The sequence below is a fragment of the Flavobacterium sp. Root420 genome (assembly GCF_001427905.1).
Taxonomy (GTDB): Bacteria; Bacteroidota; Bacteroidia; order Flavobacteriales; family Flavobacteriaceae; genus Flavobacterium.
On sequence record NZ_LMEF01000012.1, the window covers coordinates 463,064 to 481,986 of the forward strand.

Sequence of the window (18,923 nt, forward strand, 5' to 3'; positions counted from 1 at the left end):
GATTTTAGATTTTAGACTATCTCAAATCAACTTATAAATACTTAGAATAACGATTTTTGACTGTAATTTTACTGTTGAAAATCGTTATTTTATTTAATAATTGTTTCAGTAAAAAGTATATTTTTGTTTGTAACGAAATCAAAAAATATTCTTAACCTTAAAAATAACCTTAACCGCTTATGAGCAATTCTACTTACATTTTAGATGATACATTATTGGTATCCAGTGGAACACGTTTTTTGAATTACATTATTGATCTTGTCTCTTTTTTTGTTGTCTTAATTGCAATTGGAGCAGTATTAGGAATTTTAACAAATTTATTAGGAATGACTGCGCTCGGTCTTTGGGTCGACGGTTTGGGTGATTTGGGATGGAATGTTGTAGCTATCACTGTGTCCATAATTTATTATACTATTATGGAAGGATTGTTTGGCCGGTCTGTAGGCAAATTTATTACAGGCTCTGTTGTTGTAGATGAAAATGGAGAAAAACCTAGCTTTGGAACAATTTTTAAAAGAAGCTTATGTCGTTACATCCCTTTTGATGCCTTTACTTTTTTAGGAGGTTCAAGAGGTTGGCATGATTCTATTTCTGATACCTATGTTGTAAGTAAAAAAGGATTGGATGAAAGTGTAAAATCGTTTCATGATTTCAATTTAATTGGTGTTCCGGAAACCGAATTAAGTTAAACTATACTAATTTAGTAGAATATAGTTACTCATTATATTATTTTCTCGTTCAAAAAGCATATTTTTGTGGCAGAAAAATATCTAGAATGTATGTTTCAGAAATCTAAAATCTACATTCTAAAATCTAAAATATTTAAAACGTGCTTTCAAAGAAAACAAAATACGGAATTAAAGCTTTAACTTATTTGGCCAGACGCGAAAATAACGAACCTGTACAAATTGCTGAAATTGCCAAAAGCGAACATATTTCGATTAAATTTCTGGAAAGTATTTTATTGCTACTTCGGAACTCTGGTTTTCTGGGAGCAAAAAAAGGAAAAGGCGGTGGCTATTATCTGATCAAAGATCCAAAAGATATCAGCATGGCCAAAGTGTACCGAATTCTCGAAGGGCCAATAGCACTTTTGCCTTGTGCCAGTCATAATTTTTATGAAAAATGTGATGATTGCGACGATGAATCAACCTGTGCCGCAAGACGTTTAATGACTGAGGTTCGTGATAATACCCTTAAAATTCTTGAGAGTAATTCTTTGGCAGATATTGCTTTTTAAGTAATTCTGTTCCAAATAAATCATAAAAAAAGACTATCATGAAATCGAAAAGGTCTTTTTTTTATATTTTAATGGATTCTTTCTTCTAAAAAACCAATTTATATCCGGCCAAAAATAACATTACTGCAATAGCGTTTCTTAATAATAAATCAGGAACTTTTCCGCTTAACATACTTCCTATAAAAATCCCGGGAAGTGATCCCATTAATAATTGGCCTAATAATCCTAAATCTAAATTTCCCATAGAGGCGTGCCCTATTCCGGCAACAAGAGTTAGAGGTACGGCATGAGCAATCTCTGTCCCAACCAAACGTGGCGTTGGTAAAAGCGGATAAAGGAAAAATAAAGTAACGGTTCCTAACGCGCCTGCACCAATAGAAGTAAGTGTTACTGTTGCTCCTAACAATACGCCAATTCCGATAGTCAACATATTTTGAGTGTGGCTTTCGCTATGAAATTTATCTCCCGCATGTTTTTGAGAAAACACTAAAAGCTTCTTTTTAAACAAAATAGCTATTGATGTAAAAAGAAGTGCCCAGCCTAAACTGTATTTGATTACGGCATTTATAGTAGAAATATCTGTTTTAATGCTATGTAAAATCCATAAAGTAAGTAAAGCAGCAGGAACACTCCCTAAAGTAAGCCAGCCCGTTATCTGCCAATTGATATTACTTTTTTTATGATGTACAAATACGCCTCCCATTTTAGTAAAAGCCGCATATAATAAATCGGTACCAACGGCTGTTGTCGGAGGGATACCAAACCACAATAAAATGGGTGTCATTAAAGAACCACCGCCAACACCTGTCAACCCCACTACAAAACCAACGAGTAAACCCGCTATAACAAGACCGATTTGAAAATCCATAATAAAAATTTGCCGTAAAAATAACAACAATTTTATAATTATCCTATGGAAATGGTAGACTTTAAAAAATGTATTTAAAAACCAAATATTCTTTGCGTATTTATTGTTTGAATACATCGAAATAAAGTATTATTTGTTAAAATAATCCGCTAAAGCCTTAAAGATCTCTCTAAGATGTAATTAAAGGATTCTTAGAGGGTTAAAAAAATAAAAATATTGTTTTGATATTTAGAAATAAATAGTATTTTTGCAAAGTAATCTACTAAGCCGATAGGGTAATGGATTTTTATAAAAAAGAATAGTAGAAATATGGAAAAGGAATTAAAAATAAATAGTGTTGATGTTAAGTCTGATACGTCATTAAAAGAAAGACTATGGGTTATTATACCTGTTGTTTTGTTGGTAGGTTTATTGACTGTATTAGTCTATAATCATCATGCTGAATTTTCATGGAACAATTTTGTTTCAGGATTTAATCAGGAGTTTTTAGTTTTTTTCTTTATTGGTGTTTTTGCACAGTTGGTAGACGGAACATTAGGAATGGGTTACGGAGCGACTTCAACTTCTTTTTTGTTGGCTTACGGAGTACCACCGGTAATTAGTAGTACGGGAGTTCACGTTGCAGAAATGTTTACAACCGGAGCATCTGCGATTTCGCATCATAGATTTGGGAATATCAATAAAAAACTGGTAAAGCATTTGTTGATTCCGGGAGTTTTAGGATCAATTACAGGAGCTTATTTGTTGTCAGATGTAATAAATGGCGATGTTATAAAACCATTTATTGCAGTTTATATGATTGTTTTGGCGATCATCATTATTAGAAAAGCATTGAAAAAAAGTATTATAAAAAAGAAAACCAAAAAATTAGGAGTGCTTGCCTCTTTTGGAGGTTTTATGGATGCAGTTGGCGGCGGAGGCTGGGGGCCAATCGTAACTTCTACATTGTTAGGAAGAGGTAGAAATCCTCGTTACACTATTGGTTCAGTAAACGCAGCTGAATTTGCAGTTTCATTTGCAAGCGGAATTACGTTCATGCTTTTTGGAGGAATTCACGGTTGGCAGGTTATTATTGGTTTAATTATAGGAGGAGTAATTGCAGCACCACTAGGAGCTTATCTGGTAAATAAAATCAAAAGAAAACCAATGATGATTGCGGTTGGAATCCTAATTATATTATTGAGTTTAAAAACATTATCTAAATTATTGTAATCAATTTTTAGAAAGGAAAAGAGAATATGAACGCGACAATTATACAATCATTATTAGATAGAACAAAAGATCTTTCGCTTGATGAAACTTTGGCTTTTCTAGCTGAAGAATATCCGCGAAAAGTGATTTTTTCGACATCTTTTGGTCAGGAAGATCAGGTAATTACAGATTTCATTGCAAAAAGTAATCAGGATATTGCCATTTTTACCTTAGATACCGGAAGATTGTTTCAGGAAACTTATGATGTTTTTCATAAGACATTAAAAAAGTATAAAAAACAAATTGAGGTTTATTTTCCTGAAGCAACAGCAGTGGAAAATTTATTAAAACAAAAAGGACCAAATAGTTTTTATGATTCGGTTGAGAATAGAAAAGAATGTTGTTTCATCCGAAAAGTGGTTCCGTTAAGGAAAGCTTTGGCAGGAAATTCAGTTTGGATCACAGGTTTAAGAGCTGAACAATCTGAAAATAGAAATGATCTTCAGCTTTTTGAATATGACGGAGGTTTTGAAATCATCAAATTCAATCCATTATTAAAGTGGACTTTAGAAGAAGTTGAAACGTATTTGTCAGAAAATAATGTTCCGCAAAATGCTTTACACAAACAAGGTTTCGTAAGTATAGGATGCGCGCCATGTACAAGAGCCATTTTTCCTGGTGAAGATATCAGAGCCGGAAGATGGTGGTGGGAATCAAGTCATAAAGAATGTGGATTGCACAGCGCGAAGAAAGAGTAAAGAGAATAGAGCAAAGAATATAGAAGCAAGAGACAAGAGAATAGAATAAAACAATAGTTGAGAATTTCAGAGTACACCACAAAACTTGCAACCTGAAACTTGAAACTTGAAACTTGAAACAAAAAAACACAATGAGTTCAGTATTAAAAACAAACGCTTTAGAGAGTGAAGCAATATACATTTTCAGAGAAGTAATTTCACAGTTTGACAAACCGGTTTTACTTTTCTCTGGAGGAAAAGATTCTATAACATTGGTACGTTTGGCGCAAAAAGCTTTTTTCCCCGCTAAAATTCCGTTTCCTCTTTTGCATGTTGATACAGGACATAATTTTCCTGAGACAATTGCTTTCAGAGATAAATTGGTAGAAGAATTAGGATTGGAGTTAATCGTTCGTAATGTTCAGGATGCTATTGACGAAGGAAAAGTGGTTGAAGAAACTGGAAAATATTCTAGTAGAAACAGCTTACAGACCATTACACTTTTAGATGCAATTGAAGAATTTAAGTTTGATGCCTGTATTGGCGGAGCGCGTCGTGATGAAGAAAAAGCAAGAGCTAAAGAACGTATTTTTTCAGTTCGTGACGATTTTGGTCAATGGGATGAAAAAAACCAACGTCCGGAATTGTTTGATATTTTGAACGGGAAAATAGAAAATGGCCAAAACGTTCGTGTTTTTCCAATTTCAAACTGGACAGAATTAGATGTTTGGAGTTATATCGAAAAAGAACACATCGAGATTCCATCAATTTATTTTTCACATAAAAGAAAAGTTTTTTTGAGAGACGGTTTAATCTGGTCGCATTCTCCTTATGTGTACCAAGAGGAAGACGAACAAATCGAAGAACGAATTGTTCGCTTCAGAACCGTTGGAGATATGAGTTGTACAGCCGCTGTTGAATCTTATGCAGCAACAATTCAGGAAGTTGTTGGAGAAATCAGAACTTCAACTATTTCTGAAAGAGGAGCCAGAATCGACGATAAACGTTCTGAAGCTGCAATGGAGAAAAGAAAACAACAAGGATACTTTTAATAATTATTAATTGTGAATTGTAAATTATTAATGCAATTCGGAACGTAATTAAAGTCAAAATCAGAAAAACAAAAACATACAGATTTAAACTTAAGTTCAAAGGTAAGCAACTTGAAACTTGAAACCTGAAACAAAAAATTTAAACCTGAAACAAAAATATTAGAATGGAAGTTTTAAAAATAGCAACAGCAGGAAGTGTAGATGATGGAAAAAGTACTTTGATCGGAAGATTATTGTACGATACAAAATCATTGACTACAGATAAAATCGAGGCAATCGAAAAAAGCAGTAAACAAAAAGGGTACGATTATCTTGATTTTTCATTGGCAACTGACGGATTAGTAGCAGAGAGAGAGCAAGGAATCACGATTGACGTAGCACATATTTATTTTTCGACTGCAAAGAAAAGTTATATTATTGCCGATACTCCGGGTCACGTAGAATATACAAGAAACATGGTTACAGGAGCTTCAACTTCTCAGGTTTCTATCATTTTAATTGATGCCAGAAAAGGAGTAATTGAGCAAACCTACCGTCACTTTTTTATCAATAATTTATTGAGAGTAAAAGAGGTAATCGTTGCGATCAATAAAATGGATTTAGTTGATTATTCTGAAGAAGTGTACAACAAAATCAAAGCCGATTTTCAGGCATTAAATGCTAAAAGTACTTTCAAAGAGCAAAACGTAAGTTACATTCCGTTAAGCGCAATCAACGGTGGAAACGTAGTTGATAAATCGGAGAATATGCCATGGTATGATGGTCAAACGGTATTGGAACATTTAGAAGGATTACATGCTTCAGATGTTTTTGAAGCAGGAAAAGCACGTTTCCCGGTTCAGACAGTTATTCGTCCAAAAACAGAAGAATACCACGACTTTAGAGGTTACGCCGGAAAATTATACGGAAACTCTATTAAAGTTGGAGATGCTGTAACAGTTCTTCCTTCTTTAACGGAATCAAAAGTTTCAAAAATTCACTTTTTCGATAAAACATTTGATGAAGCTGTTGCAGGTTCATCCATCACAATCGAATTAGAAAATGATATCAATGTGACAAGAGGTGATATGATTGTAAAATCATCAGAACTTCCAAAAATTGAAAAAGAAATCAATACAACAGTTTGTTGGATGGACAGTAAAAAACTGGTTGCAGGTACAAAATATATTGTACAACACAACACCAACTCCGTTTTAGCAAAAGTAGAAAGTATTAAAAATACCATCTCAACCGATTATTCAGGAACAAAAGAAGCATCGCAATTAGCGATCAACGAAATTGGAGAAGTAACCATCAAATTAAGCAAGCCCTTATATTTTGATGCTTATAACGATAATAAATCAAACGGAGCTTTCATCTTAATTGATACCGCAACGAACACGACAGCAGGAGTAGGATTTATTAGATAAACCTGCAGTACGCTTTAAGCTATAGGCTATAAGCTCAAAAAAATATCCAGGTATTTAGGTAAGCTTAAAGCTTACTGCCTAAAGCCTAAAGCAAGAATGTAAAAAAGCTTAGAGCCTAAAGCTTAAAGCCTAAAGCCCAAAAGAAAATGGAAAGTTTTAGAACAGAAATAGAAAATCCGATAGTTCAAAAAGAGATTATCGATTTAGAAAAAAAGATTCATTTATTCCGTGGAGGAAAAATTGATGATGAGCGTTTTCGTAGTCTTCGTTTAGCACGTGGAATTTACGGACAACGTCAGGAAGGCGTTCAAATGATTCGTATTAAATTGCCTTACGGTAAAGTTACCAGCGAGCAATTGGTGCGTATCACTAAGGTTTCTGACGAATATTCTACAGGACGTTTACATATTACAACGCGTCAGGATATTCAGATTCACTATGTGAGTTTAGACAGAACACCAGAACTTTGGGCAAATTTAGCTAAAGACGATGTTACGTTACGTGAAGCTTGTGGTAACACGGTTAGAAATATTACAGGAAGTGAATTGGCAGGTGTCGATGTAAACGAACCATTTGATGTTTCGCCTTATGCACACGGCATGTTTCAATATTTATTAAGAAACCCTATTTGTCAGGAAATGGGACGTAAATTCAAAATTTCGTTCTCATCATCTGATGAAGATACGGCTTTGAGTTATTTACACGATTTAGGATTTATTCCAAAAATTGTAAATGGCGAAAAAGGTTTTAAAGTTGTTTTTGGTGGAGGTTTGGGTTCACAGCCAGCCCACGCCGAGTTGCTTTCAGAATTTATTCCGGTAAATCAAATCATCCCGACAGCAGAAGGAATCATCCGTATTTTTGACCGATATGGCGAGCGTGCAAAAAGAATGAAAGCGCGTATGAAATTCTTAATCAAAGAGATGGGAAGAGATGTTTTTCTTGATTTAGTTGAAAAAGAGAAAAAAGCAATCGCTTTTGAAACCTACGAAATTGACACCACTGCTTTTGACGGTCCAATTCCGGAGCCTTTATTAGAAGTGCCACAAGTTACAATTGAAGATACTGCAGCTTATGAAGCGTGGAAAAAATCTAATGTAATTGCTCAAAAACAAGCGGGTTATTATGCTATTGGAATCAAAATTTTATTAGGAGATTTTTATACGGATAAAGCTAGGTTATTAGCCGCTTTAATTAAAAATTACGCAGCAAATGAACTTCGTTTTTCATTGCGTCAAAATATTGTAATACGTCATGTAAAAGAAGAGAATCTTCCTTTCTTTTACCAGGAATTAGCCAAATTGGATTTTGTTCATTTAGGTTACAATTCTACAGTTGATATTACGGCATGTCCCGGTACTGATACTTGTAATTTGGGGATTGCAAGTAGTACCGGTATTGCAGAAGAATTGGAAAAAGTGATAAGCGCAGAATATCCGCAGTACTTAAACAACCGCGAAATCGAAATTAAAATTTCTGGTTGTATGAACGCTTGTGGACAACACAACATGTCTGCAATTGGTTTTCAGGGTATGTCAATCAATTCAGGAAAATTAGTTGCGCCGGCATTACAGGTTTTATTAGGCGGAGGAAGATTAGGAAATGGAGAAGGACGTTTTGCTGATAAAGTAATCAAAATCCCAAGCAGAAGAGGACCAGATGCTTTGCGTACCATCTTAAATGATTTTGATGCTAATGCAAACGGAGAAAAATTCCTAAACTATTACGATCAAAAAGGAGAGAAATATTTCTATGAAATTTTGAAACCTTTCGCAGATGTAACCAATTTAACCGATGCTGATTTTGTGGATTGGGGTAACGCCGATAACTATGTAAAAGCAGTTGGAGTTGGAGAATGTGCCGGTGTTGTGATCGATTTAGTGGCGACTTTATTATTAGAAGCTAAAGATAAATTGACTTTCGCACAAGAATCTTTCGACGAAGGAAAATGGTCAGACTCTATTTATCATGCTTACGCCGGATTTGTAAATGGTGCAAAAGCATTGTTACTATCTGAAAACGAAAAAACAAACAATCACGCAGGAATTGTTGATTTGTTTGATACTGTTTTCATCGCAACTGGTAAAATTGAATTGCCAACATCATTCAAAGAATTAGTGTATCAAATCAATAAAAATGAGCCTTCAGAAGCTTTTGCAAAACAATACATTCAGGAAGGAATTGCATTTTTTGATACCATTGAAAAATATAGAGCTCAAGAATTAGCAAATGCTTAATATCAAACCAAAAGTAACTTTAGTCGGTGCAGGTCCCGGCGATCCGGATTTGCTTACGCTGAAAGGCGCAAAAGCATTGGCTGAAGCGAATGTGGTTTTGTACGATGCATTGGCCAATGAAGATATACTAGCGTACGCATCCAAAAATGCCATCAAAATTTTTGTTGGGAAGAAAATTGGAAATCACGCTTATACGCAAGATCAGATCAATCAATTAATTGTTGATAACGCTTTGACTTACGGAAATGTAGTTAGACTAAAAGGCGGTGATCCGTTTATTTTTGGACGTGGAGGCGAAGAAATAGAATTTATTGAAAGTTTCGGAATCGAGACTGTTGTTGTTCCTGGAATTTCTTCGGTAGTGGCAGTTCCCGCAAGTCAGGGAATTTCGATTACAAAAAGAGGTGTTTCAGAAAGTTTCTGGGCGATTACAGGTACAACTTCTGATAGAAAATTATCTGTAGATGTAGCCTTGGCCGCACAGTCATCAGCAACAGTGGTTATTTTGATGGGAATGCACAAATTATCTCAAATTATCGATTTGTTTCAAAAAGAAAACAAAGGAGATTTGCCCGTAGCGATCATTCAAAACGGAACAACGGCTGATGAAAAAATAGGAGTTGGAACCGTAAATTCGATTTTAGAAATTGTAAAAGAGAAGAAACTAAGTTCGCCAGCGATTATAGTTCTCGGAGAAGTGGTGAGAGAAAGCAATAAATTAAAAGGCTTTTACGAAGAATTTCTATCAAAAGAAATCGTTCGATAAGATATAAATCATCTAATTTTGATTAGATGAAAATAAATTAAAATGGAACAGAATGAATTATATCCAATATTCTTAAAGCTGCACAATCTGAATGTGTTGATTGTGGGTGGAGGAAATGTTGGATTAGAGAAGCTTTCTTTTTTGCTGAAGTCAAGTCCAAATGCAAATGTTGAGGTGGTAGCGCCCGACTTTCATTTAGAAATTAAAGTTTTAGCAGAAAATCATCCTTCAATTAAATTGACGGAATCGAAGTTCAAAAAGAAAATGCTCAAAAAACGCCATATGGTAATCGCTTGTACCGATGATTTAAAAGTTAACAAAAAGGTATACGATTTATCCCGAAAGCGTTATTTGATTTGCAATATCGCAGATACGCCAGATTTATGTGATTATTATTTAGGCGGAATCGTAACGAAAGGAAATGTAAAAATCGCCATTTCGACCAATGGAAAATCGCCAACAACTGCCAAAAGATTGCGAGAGTTTTTCGAAGAGGTAATTCCGGAAGACATCAATCAAATGGTTGAAAATCTGAACGAATACCGAAAGACACTGAAAGGCAATTTTGAAGACAAGGTTAAAAGGATGAACGAAATTACCGCTTCATTAAAAAATAAAGAGTAGAAAATTACGCAAAGAAATCAATGACAAAAATCATTGGCAGTAAAATAATTTATTCGTTTCTTTGTGCTATTAAGAATGATTATAAACAACAACCATAATGATTAAAACAGATATACTTATAATTGGAGCAGGGCCAACAGGTTTATTTGCCGTTTTTGAGGCAGGATTATTGAAATTAAAATGTCATATTTTAGATGCTTTACCACAAGCAGGAGGACAACTTTCAGAATTGTATCCAAAAAAGCCTATTTATGATATTCCTGGTTTCCCGGAAGTTTTAGCAGGAGATTTAATTGATAACCTACAAGAGCAAATTAAGCAGTTTGAGCCAGGTTATACATTAGGAGAAAGAGCTGAAACAATCGACAAACAAGAAGACGGAAGTTTCATTGTAACATCAAATAAAGGAACTAAATTTCACGCGCCAGTTATTGCTATTGCTGGAGGTTTAGGAAGTTTTGAGCCACGTAAGCCACTTATTGAGGATATCGAGTTTTATGAAGATAAAGGAGTAAAATACTTCATCAAAAATCCAGAGAAATTCAGAGATAAAAGAGTTGTAATTGCCGGAGGAGGAGATTCAGCTTTAGACTGGAGTATCTTTTTGGCGAATATAGCTTCAGAAGTAACTTTAATTCACAGAAGAAATGAATTTAGAGGAGCTTTAGATTCTGTAGAAAAAGTACAGGAATTAAAAACGTCTGGAAAAATTAAATTAATTACACCGGCAGAAGTAATCGGAATCAACGGTGCTGAGCATGTTGAGTCTTTAGATATCGAAGAAAACGGAGCACACCGTAAAATCGAAACAGATTTCTTTATTCCACTTTTCGGATTGACACCAAAATTAGGTCCAATTGGAGACTGGGGATTAGATATCGAAAAAAACGCCATTAAAGTAAACAATGCCTTAGATTACCAGACGAATATTCCGGGAATCTTCGCGATTGGAGACGTAAACACATACCCAGGGAAATTAAAATTGATCCTTTGTGGTTTCCACGAAGCAACTTTAATGTGCCAGGCAGCATACCAAATTATCAATCCGGGTAAAAAATATGTATTGAAATATACAACAGTTTCCGGAGTAGACGGTTTCGACGGAACACGTAAAGAAGCGCCAAAAGCGGTCGTTAAAGCGATAGTTTAGTTTTTAAAGCTTCTAAGATACTAAGGTTCTGAGGTTCTAAGTTTTTTACTTAGCATCTCAGAACCTTTCTCGTTTACGGTCTTTTATGGAATATTAATTTCAAAACTTCGTATCTTAGTAACTCAGAATCTTAGAACCTTAAAAAAATGGCTTTCGACGAAGATAATGCACAACGAATCCGAACGTTTCTACAGCATAAAGAAGCTGACTTTTTCGAAAAGAAAATGTTTGGCGGACTTGTTTTTATGGTAGACAATAAAATGTGCTGCGGAACCCGACTTGACAAACAAACGGGAGAAAATCTCTTGCTTTGCAGAATTGATGATAATGTCTATGCAGATGCAATAGAAAGAGACGATATAATACCAATGTCAAGCTCTGAAAGACCAATGAAAAACTACATTTTCGTCACAGAAAATGGCTGGCAAAGAAATAAGGATTTAGAGTTTTGGTTACAGCTTTGTTTAGATTTTAATCCGTTTGCAAAAGCAAGTAAGAAAAAATAGCTAAGAATTTGAATTTAGAATATTTAATCCCAGAGGGATGGAATATTTATAGAATAAACAGAATATGTTTTTAAAACCCCATCGGGGTGACATATTAAATTATAATAATAAGATATCGCTCCTCTGGAGCTTTGGTCAAACGGGTAATTTTTGGCTATAAATATTATGCTCCGCTGGAGCTTTATGTAAGCAAATACAAATTTGAATTCCAAACTTAGAGCCTCAGTCCCGAAGCTTCGGGATTGCACCTTAGAACCTTAAAAAAAAACTTGCAAGTCGCAAGGCTATTTCATACCTTTGCACCGTTCCTAAATTTATTGAAAGTTATCACGAAAGGCGGAGGGATAGACCCGATGAAACCTTAGCAACCCTTTATCATAAAGAAGGTGCTAAATTCTACTTTACACTAATTCATAGTATTAAAGATAGATAACACAAATACATAAAGTATTTCCTCAACTTTTCCTGACAACCTTACAATATTATTTTACTGAATTCACAGTATCATGAGCGAATCATTGGCGCATTTTTGCCATCATCGTTCCCGCTGTCCACAATATCTTTTATTCTGAACCCCAGAATAAAAGGATATTTGCTCCCATCGGGGCTAATTAGCCGGCAATAGTGAATTTTTGGAATTAATGTGAATCAAAACGAGTATCCTAACAGGTTTTCATCCCGAGGCTTCGGGACTGTTAGGTATGTTTCAAATAATAGAATAAAAACTTAGCATCTTAGTGCCTCAGCACCTTAGCAGCTAAAAGACAAAAAAAATGGCAATAACAATTCAGGAAGCAATTAAAAAAAATATCCTAATCCTTGATGGAGCAATGGGAACAATGTTGCAGCGCTATAATTTCTCAGAAGAAGATTTCAGAGGAGAGCGTTTCAAGGATTTTCCGCATCCGTTAAAAGGAAATAACGATTTACTATCCATAACACAACCACAAGCGATCCGCGATGTTCACACTGCGTATTTTGATGCTGGCGCAGACATTGTAGAAACCAATACTTTTTCAGGAACTACGATCGGTATGGCCGACTATTTCCTGGAAGATTTGGTTTACGAATTAAACTACGAATCGGCTAAAATTGCCCGTGAAGTAGCAGATGAATTCACCGTTAAAAATCCGAATAAACCACGTTTCGTGGCCGGATCCATCGGACCGACAAACAGAACGGCAAGTATGTCGCCAGATGTAAACGATCCGGGTTATAGAGCTGTAACTTTTGATGATTTGCGTATTGCTTACAAACAACAAGTAGAAGCGCTAATGGATGGCGGATGCGATTTACTTTTGGTAGAAACAATCTTTGATACCTTAAATGCCAAAGCTGCACTTTTCGCCATCGAAGAAGTAAAAGACGAACGCAATCTGGATATTCCAATCATGGTTTCAGGAACGATTACTGATGCTTCAGGAAGAACACTTTCCGGGCAAACTGTTGAAGCGTTTTTGATTTCAGTATCACATATTCCGTTATTAAGCGTAGGTTTCAATTGCGCTCTTGGAGCCGATTTATTGAAGCCATATTTAAAAACATTATCACAGCATACACAGTTCAACGTTTCGGCGCACCCAAATGCTGGTTTACCAAACGCATTCGGACAATACGATGAAACGCCAGAACAAACTCAGGCCTTAATCAAAGAATATTTAGAGGATAATTTAATCAACATCATCGGTGGTTGTTGCGGAACTACTCCAGATCATATTCGATTAATTGCTGAAGTTGCAAAGGATTATAAGCCACGTGTTGCGCCGGTATTGTCGTAAGCTTTTTGATAATTATGAAGAAAATTTCATTTCTGTTTAGTTTGATATTTATGAGTTGTAATTATACGACTAATACGGTTTTTCAAAAAAGCATTAAATGTGAAGATTGTTTAGTTACAAAAGAAGAGACAGCTGTTGGGATAGCAGAGCCAATTTTGTTTGAATCATATGGTAAAGATCAAATAGAAGATCAAAGACTTATACAGTAACAATAGAAAATGATTCTATTTGGCATATTGAAGGTACTTTTAATAGCATTGGTTTTGGAGGTGTGTTTGATATTAAAATCTCAGCAAAAAACGGTAAGGTTCTTTATATGATGCATGGAAAATAATTAAACTAAACGTTTTTAGAGAAGTTCCGGAGGAACGAAATGTTGGTAGCAACGGAATTTATTCCGTTGAAAATGATGAAGGATCAAAACAAGAGTTCCGTAGGAACGAAATATAAAATTGATTCAAAGATTTGAAAAATTTATTTCAAAAACGACAATTGAAATCGTGAAAAAATAAATCGTTTTATGAAACCGATACCGCGTGAGGGATAGAAGTGAAAAGCCCGCAGACCAATGCAGTGATAACGAAATTGGTCGAGGACTTGTAACGGATAGCCCGACCCGGAGGGACACGCCCAAAATAAGATTATAAAGATAAAAGGTTTTGACCTTATAAAAAATAGAATAAAAAAACTCAGAACCTTAGAATCTTAGGGCCTTAGTAACTTAGAAAAAATGGCAGAAAAAAGAAGAGACCTTGTATTAGCAGGATTAGAACCGTTGATTATTACGCCCGAAAGTGTTTTTGTAAACGTTGGGGAACGTACGAATGTAACCGGTTCACGAAAATTCCTTCGCTTGATTAAGGAAGAGAAATATGACGAGGCGCTTGATATTGCAAGACAACAAGTAGAGGGTGGAGCACAGATCATCGATATTAATATGGATGAAGGAATGCTTGATGGTGTTCAGGCAATGACAAAATTCCTGAATTTAATTGCATCAGAACCCGACATTTCGAGAGTGCCGATTATGATCGACAGCTCGAAATGGGAAATCATTGAAGCGGGTCTGAAAGTAGTACAAGGAAAAAGCGTTGTCAACTCGATTTCGCTGAAAGAAGGCGAAGAAGCCTTTATTCACCACGCCAAATTAATCAAACGTTACGGAGCGGCGGCTATTATCATGGCTTTTGACGAAGTAGGTCAGGCCGATAATTTTGACCGAAGAGTGGAGATTTGTCAGCGTTCGTATGATATTTTGGTTAACAAAGTTGGTTTTCCTCCGCAGGATATTATTTTCGATTTAAATATTTTCCCAGTTGCAACCGGAATGGAAGAACATCGCTTAAATGCTTTGGACTTTTTTAGAGGGACAAAATGGGTTCGCGAAAACTTGCCTCACGCGCATATTAGCGGTGGTGTGAGTAACGTTTCGTTTTCTTTTAGAGGAAATGATCATGTCCGTGAAGCGATGCACTCGGTGTTTTTATACCACGCGATTCAGAACGGAATGACAATGGGAATCGTAAATCCGGAGATGCTTTCGATTTACGATGATATTCCGAAAGACTTATTAGAACACGTTGAAGACGTAATTCTGAACAGACGTGATGACGCAACAGAACGACTTTTAGATTTTGCAGAGAACGTAAAAGGCGAAGTAAAAAGTGATGAAAAAGCGATTCAGGAATGGCGTTTGGGAACGGTTCAGGAGCGTATTACACATTCATTGGTAAAAGGAGTTGATGCTTTTATTGAAGAAGATGTTGAAGAAGCGCGTTTGGCCGCAACAAAACCAATTGAAGTTATCGAAATCAATTTGATGACAGGGATGAATGTGGTTGGAGATTTATTCGGAAGTGGAAAAATGTTCCTGCCTCAGGTGGTAAAATCAGCGCGTGTAATGAAAAAGGCCGTAGCGTATTTATTGCCTTATATTGAAGCAAGCAAACAAGCCGGAGATAAACAAGGAAACGGAAAAATCTTGATGGCGACTGTAAAAGGTGACGTTCACGATATTGGTAAAAACATCGTTTCGGTGGTTTTGGCCTGTAACAATTACGAGATTGTAGATCTAGGTGTTATGGTGCCTCCGGAAAAAATTATTGCGGCTGCGATCGAACATAATGTTGACATTATCGGATTAAGCGGATTGATCACACCTTCGCTTGACGAAATGGTGTATTTGGCAAAAGAATTAGACAAACAAGGAATTAAAATTCCGATTATGATTGGGGGAGCAACGACTTCACGCGCGCATACTGCGGTGAAAATCGCTCCACAATATAGAGAAACTGTAATTCACGTAAACGATGCTTCACGTGCCGTTACCGTTGCAGGAAATTTATTAGATCACAATCGCAAAATATATGCAAGTGATATTCGTGCAGAATACGATTCGTTTAGAGAAACGTTTTTAAACCGTTCAAGAGATAAAAACTTCCTGACGATTGAACAAGCGCGTAAAAACAAATTACAATTGGATTGGAGTGAATATACACCGACAAAACCAAAAGTAAGTGGTAAACAAATCGTTGAAGTTGATTTGGATGTTTTGGTTCCATACATTGACTGGACACCGTTTTTTAGAACGTGGGAATTGTTCGGGAAGTATCCGGCGATTTTAACGGATGAAGTTGTGGGAGAACAGGCAACTTCTGTTTTTGCAGATGCTCAGGAAATGTTGAAAGTGATTTTGGCAGAAAAGAAATTAACGGCAAAAGGTATTTACGGCATTTTCCCTGCAAATCAGGTTGACGATGACGATATCGAATTGCGTGATGAAAACGGAAAAGTGTTGGAGAAATTCTTAACGCTTCGTCAGCAGTCACAAAAAACGAAAGGTGCTCCAAACATAGCTTTGTCTGATTTTATTTTACCAAAAGACAGTGGAATTACAGATTACATCGGAGCTTTTTGTGTAACAACAGGTTTTGGTGTAGACGAATGGGCAGCCGAATTCGAGGCAGCTTTAGACGATTACAATTCGATTATGGTTAAAGCTTTAGCCGATCGTTTTGCTGAGGCTTTCGCCGAATATCTTCACGAAAAAGTACGTCAGGAATTCTGGGGTTATGATCCTGAAGAATCACTTTCTACAGAAGATTTGATCGAAGAAAATTATAAAGGAATTCGTCCGGCACCAGGATATCCGGCATGTCCGGACCATTTGGAAAAACCAACAATCTGGAAGCTCTTAAATGTGGCTGAAGAAATTGGGGTAACGCTGACGGAAAGTATGGCGATGTGGCCAGCATCATCTGTTTCTGGTTATTATTTTGGAAATCCGAAAAGTAAATATTTTGGACTCGGAAAAATAAAAGAAGATCAGGTTGTAGATTATGCTAAACGACGCAACGTCTCAACTGAATATGCATCAAAATGGTTAAACCCTAATATAGCAGATTAAAATAATTTATGATTTTAGAGTGTAGATTTTAGATTTGAACTCACTCATAATTTTAAAGCAAGAAGATATTTGATTTATGTTTTTGATTCAGATTTTTTACACAAACAACTCAAAACTCATAATTCATAACTCATAACCTAAAGAATGAAAGTAACAGAACATATAGAAAACGCCAAAGGAAATACCTTATTCTCATTTGAACTTATTCCGCCTCAAAAGGGGAAAAGTATTCAGGAATTATACGATAATATTGATCCGTTGATGGAGTTTAAACCACCGTTTATTGATGTAACGACTTCGCGCGAAGAGTATATTTATATTGATAAAGGCAATGGTCTTTTAGATAAAAAATTGACTCGTATGCGTCCGGGAACGCTTGGAATTTGCGCTTCTATAAAACATAAATACAATGTAGATACTGTACCGCATTTGCTTTGCGGAGGTTTTACACAGGAAGAAACAGAATACATGTTGGTAGATTGTCAATATTTGGGAATCAACAATGTAATGGCGCTTCGTGGAGATGCCATGAAAGACGAACAATCTTTTGTGCCTAAATTAGGAGGAAATAGTTTTGCTATAGATTTAGTTAGACAAATCAATAACTTGAATTGCGGAAAATATCTGCATGAAGTTATGGATATCGATAACAAAGCTGATTTTTGTATTGGTGTTGCGGGTTATCCGGAGAAACATTTAGAATCACCTTCGTTACAATCAGATTTAAAGAGATTAAAAGAAAAAGTAGATGCAGGTGCTGATTATGTGGTAACGCAAATGTTTTTTGATAATGCTAAATATTTTGAATTTGTAGCAAAAGCAAGAGAAATTGGTATAACAATTCCAATTATTCCCGGGATTAAGCCAATTGCTGTTCAAAGACATTTACAAATTTTACCACAGATTTTCAGAATCGATTTGCCTGAAGATTTAATTGATGCTGTCGATAAATGTAAAAATAATGCTGAGATCAAACAAGTCGGAATCGAGTGGGCGATTCAGCAGTCTCTTGAATTAAAAGCAGCCGGAGTTCCGGTTTTGCATTATTATTCTATGGGAAAATCTGAGAATATTCGCCAGATCGCGAGTCAGATTTTTTAAGGGTTTTTGCTCGTTTTAGCCATTTGCGTATAGTTTTGTCATTCCGAGGAACGAGGAATCCCCGCAAGTAACTCTGCACAGAAAAGCGGACAATCTTTGTCGAGCTACTTGTTGGGATTCCTCGTTCCTCGGAATGACAAAAAAGACGATGATGTCTTGGAATTTGGAATTTTTTAATTGGAATTTAATTTTAGTTTTATGAAAAAAGAAGAATTACAAGCAATCGCGGCTCAGCTAAAACATCCAACAGGAGAAAAAGGAATAGAAATGGCCAACATGATGCATGAAACCAACATCAACATGACGCGTCATTCTGTTCAAAATCTCAATATAAAAGCCGGAAATTCTATTTTAGAATTAGGTCATGGAAATGCGGGACATGTCGAATTTATATTCGAACAGGCTGAGAACCTGAAATACTACGGACTTGAAATGTCTGAATTAATGTTTCAGGAAGCGCGCCAGATCAACAGAAATTTTGTTTCTCAAAAACAAGCTTTCTTTTCACTTTATGACGGAAACGCAGTTCCGTTTCACGATGACTTTTTTGACAAAATATTTACAGTAAATACCATTTATTTTTGGCAGGAACCTGAAAAATTGCTTTCAGAAATATACAGGGTTTTAAAACCAAATGGAGTTTTCTGCATCACTTTTGCAGAAGAAAGTTTCATGAAACAGCTTCCGTTTACCAAATTCGAATTTGAACTTTACAGTACTGAAAAAGTAGAGCAATTAGTGCAGAAAACGCTGTTTAAAATCTTAGACAAAGAGACTTTAACCGAAAAAGTAAAAACCAGAACAGGAGAATTAGTTGATCGGGACTTTACTACGATTGTTTTAGAAAAATAGTTTTTG

The 18,923-nt window shown here is 35.7% G+C and carries 16 protein-coding genes, 1 pseudogene and 1 riboswitch; of the genes and pseudogenes, 16 read left to right on the plus strand and 1 reads right to left on the minus strand.

All coding sequences use genetic code 11. The annotated features are described in order from the left end of the window. Nucleotides 1–179 precede the first annotated feature (179 nt). Nucleotides 180–689, plus strand: a complete 510-nt coding sequence (locus ASC72_RS09680) for an RDD family protein (protein WP_056190237.1) — start codon at nucleotides 180–182, stop codon at nucleotides 687–689. Between the two features lie 140 nt (nucleotides 690–829). Continuing rightward, entirely contained in the window at nucleotides 830–1,240 is a 411-nt protein-coding gene (locus ASC72_RS09685; protein ID WP_012023576.1) for an Rrf2 family transcriptional regulator, read from the plus strand. 85 nt (nucleotides 1,241–1,325) lie between these two features. Here the strand turns inward: ASC72_RS09685 and ASC72_RS09690 are convergent, their stop codons facing one another. After that, nucleotides 1,326–2,108, minus strand: a complete 783-nt coding sequence (locus ASC72_RS09690) for a sulfite exporter TauE/SafE family protein (RefSeq protein WP_056190239.1) — start codon at nucleotides 2,106–2,108, stop codon at nucleotides 1,326–1,328. Nucleotides 2,109–2,417: 309 nt separating this feature from the next. Between ASC72_RS09690 and ASC72_RS09695 the strand changes: the two genes are divergently transcribed. The 14 genes and pseudogenes from ASC72_RS09695 (at nucleotide 2,418) to ASC72_RS09760 (ending at nucleotide 18,917) form a co-directional block, all read left to right on the plus strand. Continuing rightward, nucleotides 2,418–3,320 carry a sulfite exporter TauE/SafE family protein gene (locus ASC72_RS09695; protein WP_056190241.1) on the plus strand — a complete coding sequence of 301 codons (903 nt, stop codon included), beginning with the start codon at nucleotides 2,418–2,420 and terminating at the stop codon, nucleotides 3,318–3,320. A 26-nt stretch (nucleotides 3,321–3,346) separates the two neighbouring features. After that, nucleotides 3,347–4,057, plus strand: coding sequence for a phosphoadenylyl-sulfate reductase (locus tag ASC72_RS09700; RefSeq protein WP_056190243.1), 711 nt, complete (start codon nucleotides 3,347–3,349; stop codon nucleotides 4,055–4,057). A gap of 131 nt (nucleotides 4,058–4,188) precedes the next feature. Beyond that, the gene (cysD, locus tag ASC72_RS09705) at nucleotides 4,189–5,088 is read left to right on the plus strand and encodes a sulfate adenylyltransferase subunit CysD (RefSeq protein WP_056190245.1); all 900 of its coding nucleotides are present in this window, start codon (nucleotides 4,189–4,191) and stop codon (nucleotides 5,086–5,088) included. A gap of 164 nt (nucleotides 5,089–5,252) precedes the next feature. After that, nucleotides 5,253–6,497: a sulfate adenylyltransferase subunit 1 gene (locus ASC72_RS09710; protein ID WP_056190247.1), complete on the plus strand. Its 1,245-nt coding sequence runs from the start codon at nucleotides 5,253–5,255 to the stop codon at nucleotides 6,495–6,497. A gap of 146 nt (nucleotides 6,498–6,643) precedes the next feature. Then, entirely contained in the window at nucleotides 6,644–8,734 is a 2,091-nt protein-coding gene (locus tag ASC72_RS09715; protein WP_056190249.1) for a HEPN domain-containing protein, read from the plus strand. Continuing rightward, nucleotides 8,727–9,500, plus strand: coding sequence for a uroporphyrinogen-III C-methyltransferase (gene cobA, locus ASC72_RS09720; RefSeq protein ID WP_056190251.1), 774 nt, complete (start codon nucleotides 8,727–8,729; stop codon nucleotides 9,498–9,500). The genes ASC72_RS09715 and cobA overlap by 8 nt, the downstream gene beginning before the upstream one ends. Before the next feature lie 42 nt (nucleotides 9,501–9,542). After that, complete coding sequence (locus ASC72_RS09725) at nucleotides 9,543–10,124, plus strand: bifunctional precorrin-2 dehydrogenase/sirohydrochlorin ferrochelatase (RefSeq protein ID WP_056190253.1); 582 nt, start codon at nucleotides 9,543–9,545, stop codon at nucleotides 10,122–10,124. A gap of 97 nt (nucleotides 10,125–10,221) precedes the next feature. Further along, a complete protein-coding gene (locus tag ASC72_RS09730) occupies nucleotides 10,222–11,274 on the plus strand; it encodes an NAD(P)/FAD-dependent oxidoreductase (protein WP_056190255.1) in 1,053 nt (350 codons plus the stop codon). Between the two features lie 146 nt (nucleotides 11,275–11,420). Next, on the plus strand, nucleotides 11,421–11,780 hold the full coding sequence (locus ASC72_RS09735; RefSeq protein ID WP_056190257.1) for a TfoX/Sxy family protein: 360 nt from the start codon (nucleotides 11,421–11,423) through the stop codon (nucleotides 11,778–11,780). A gap of 321 nt (nucleotides 11,781–12,101) precedes the next feature. Beyond that, nucleotides 12,102–12,216: riboswitch (SAM riboswitch) on the plus strand. Nucleotides 12,217–12,553: 337 nt separating this feature from the next. Next, entirely contained in the window at nucleotides 12,554–13,558 is a 1,005-nt protein-coding gene (locus ASC72_RS09740; RefSeq protein WP_056190258.1) for a homocysteine S-methyltransferase family protein, read from the plus strand. Between the two features lie 205 nt (nucleotides 13,559–13,763). Next, a pseudogene (locus ASC72_RS24790) lies at nucleotides 13,764–13,892 on the plus strand (NTF2 fold immunity protein); the annotation flags it as partial. 396 nt (nucleotides 13,893–14,288) lie between these two features. Beyond that, a complete protein-coding gene (gene metH / locus ASC72_RS09750; protein WP_082564278.1) occupies nucleotides 14,289–16,964 on the plus strand; it encodes a methionine synthase in 2,676 nt (891 codons plus the stop codon). A gap of 144 nt (nucleotides 16,965–17,108) precedes the next feature. After that, the gene (gene metF, locus ASC72_RS09755; RefSeq protein WP_056190262.1) at nucleotides 17,109–18,065 is read left to right on the plus strand and encodes a methylenetetrahydrofolate reductase [NAD(P)H]; all 957 of its coding nucleotides are present in this window, start codon (nucleotides 17,109–17,111) and stop codon (nucleotides 18,063–18,065) included. A gap of 198 nt (nucleotides 18,066–18,263) precedes the next feature. After that, nucleotides 18,264–18,917: a class I SAM-dependent methyltransferase gene (locus tag ASC72_RS09760; RefSeq protein ID WP_056190264.1), complete on the plus strand. Its 654-nt coding sequence runs from the start codon at nucleotides 18,264–18,266 to the stop codon at nucleotides 18,915–18,917. Nucleotides 18,918–18,923 lie beyond the last annotated feature (6 nt).

Excerpts from the sequence above, each read along its gene's own strand:
- ASC72_RS09680 (WP_056190237.1), top strand. The coding sequence starts at position 180 with ATGAGCAATTCTACTTACATTTTAGATGATACATTATTGGTATCCAGT.
- ASC72_RS09690 (WP_056190239.1), bottom strand. The coding sequence starts at position 2,108 with ATGGATTTTCAAATCGGTCTTGTTATAGCGGGTTTACTCGTTGGTTTT.
- ASC72_RS09695 (WP_056190241.1), top strand. The coding sequence starts at position 2,418 with ATGGAAAAGGAATTAAAAATAAATAGTGTTGATGTTAAGTCTGATACG.
- ASC72_RS09700 (WP_056190243.1), top strand. The coding sequence starts at position 3,347 with ATGAACGCGACAATTATACAATCATTATTAGATAGAACAAAAGATCTT.
- cysD (WP_056190245.1), top strand. The coding sequence starts at position 4,189 with ATGAGTTCAGTATTAAAAACAAACGCTTTAGAGAGTGAAGCAATATAC.
- ASC72_RS09710 (WP_056190247.1), top strand. The coding sequence starts at position 5,253 with ATGGAAGTTTTAAAAATAGCAACAGCAGGAAGTGTAGATGATGGAAAA.
- ASC72_RS09715 (WP_056190249.1), top strand. The coding sequence starts at position 6,644 with ATGGAAAGTTTTAGAACAGAAATAGAAAATCCGATAGTTCAAAAAGAG.
- cobA (WP_056190251.1), top strand. The coding sequence starts at position 8,727 with ATGCTTAATATCAAACCAAAAGTAACTTTAGTCGGTGCAGGTCCCGGC.
- ASC72_RS09725 (WP_056190253.1), top strand. The coding sequence starts at position 9,543 with ATGGAACAGAATGAATTATATCCAATATTCTTAAAGCTGCACAATCTG.
- ASC72_RS09730 (WP_056190255.1), top strand. The coding sequence starts at position 10,222 with ATGATTAAAACAGATATACTTATAATTGGAGCAGGGCCAACAGGTTTA.
- ASC72_RS09735 (WP_056190257.1), top strand. The coding sequence starts at position 11,421 with ATGGCTTTCGACGAAGATAATGCACAACGAATCCGAACGTTTCTACAG.
- ASC72_RS09740 (WP_056190258.1), top strand. The coding sequence starts at position 12,554 with ATGGCAATAACAATTCAGGAAGCAATTAAAAAAAATATCCTAATCCTT.
- metH (WP_082564278.1), top strand. The coding sequence starts at position 14,289 with ATGGCAGAAAAAAGAAGAGACCTTGTATTAGCAGGATTAGAACCGTTG.
- metF (WP_056190262.1), top strand. The coding sequence starts at position 17,109 with ATGAAAGTAACAGAACATATAGAAAACGCCAAAGGAAATACCTTATTC.
- ASC72_RS09760 (WP_056190264.1), top strand. The coding sequence starts at position 18,264 with ATGAAAAAAGAAGAATTACAAGCAATCGCGGCTCAGCTAAAACATCCA.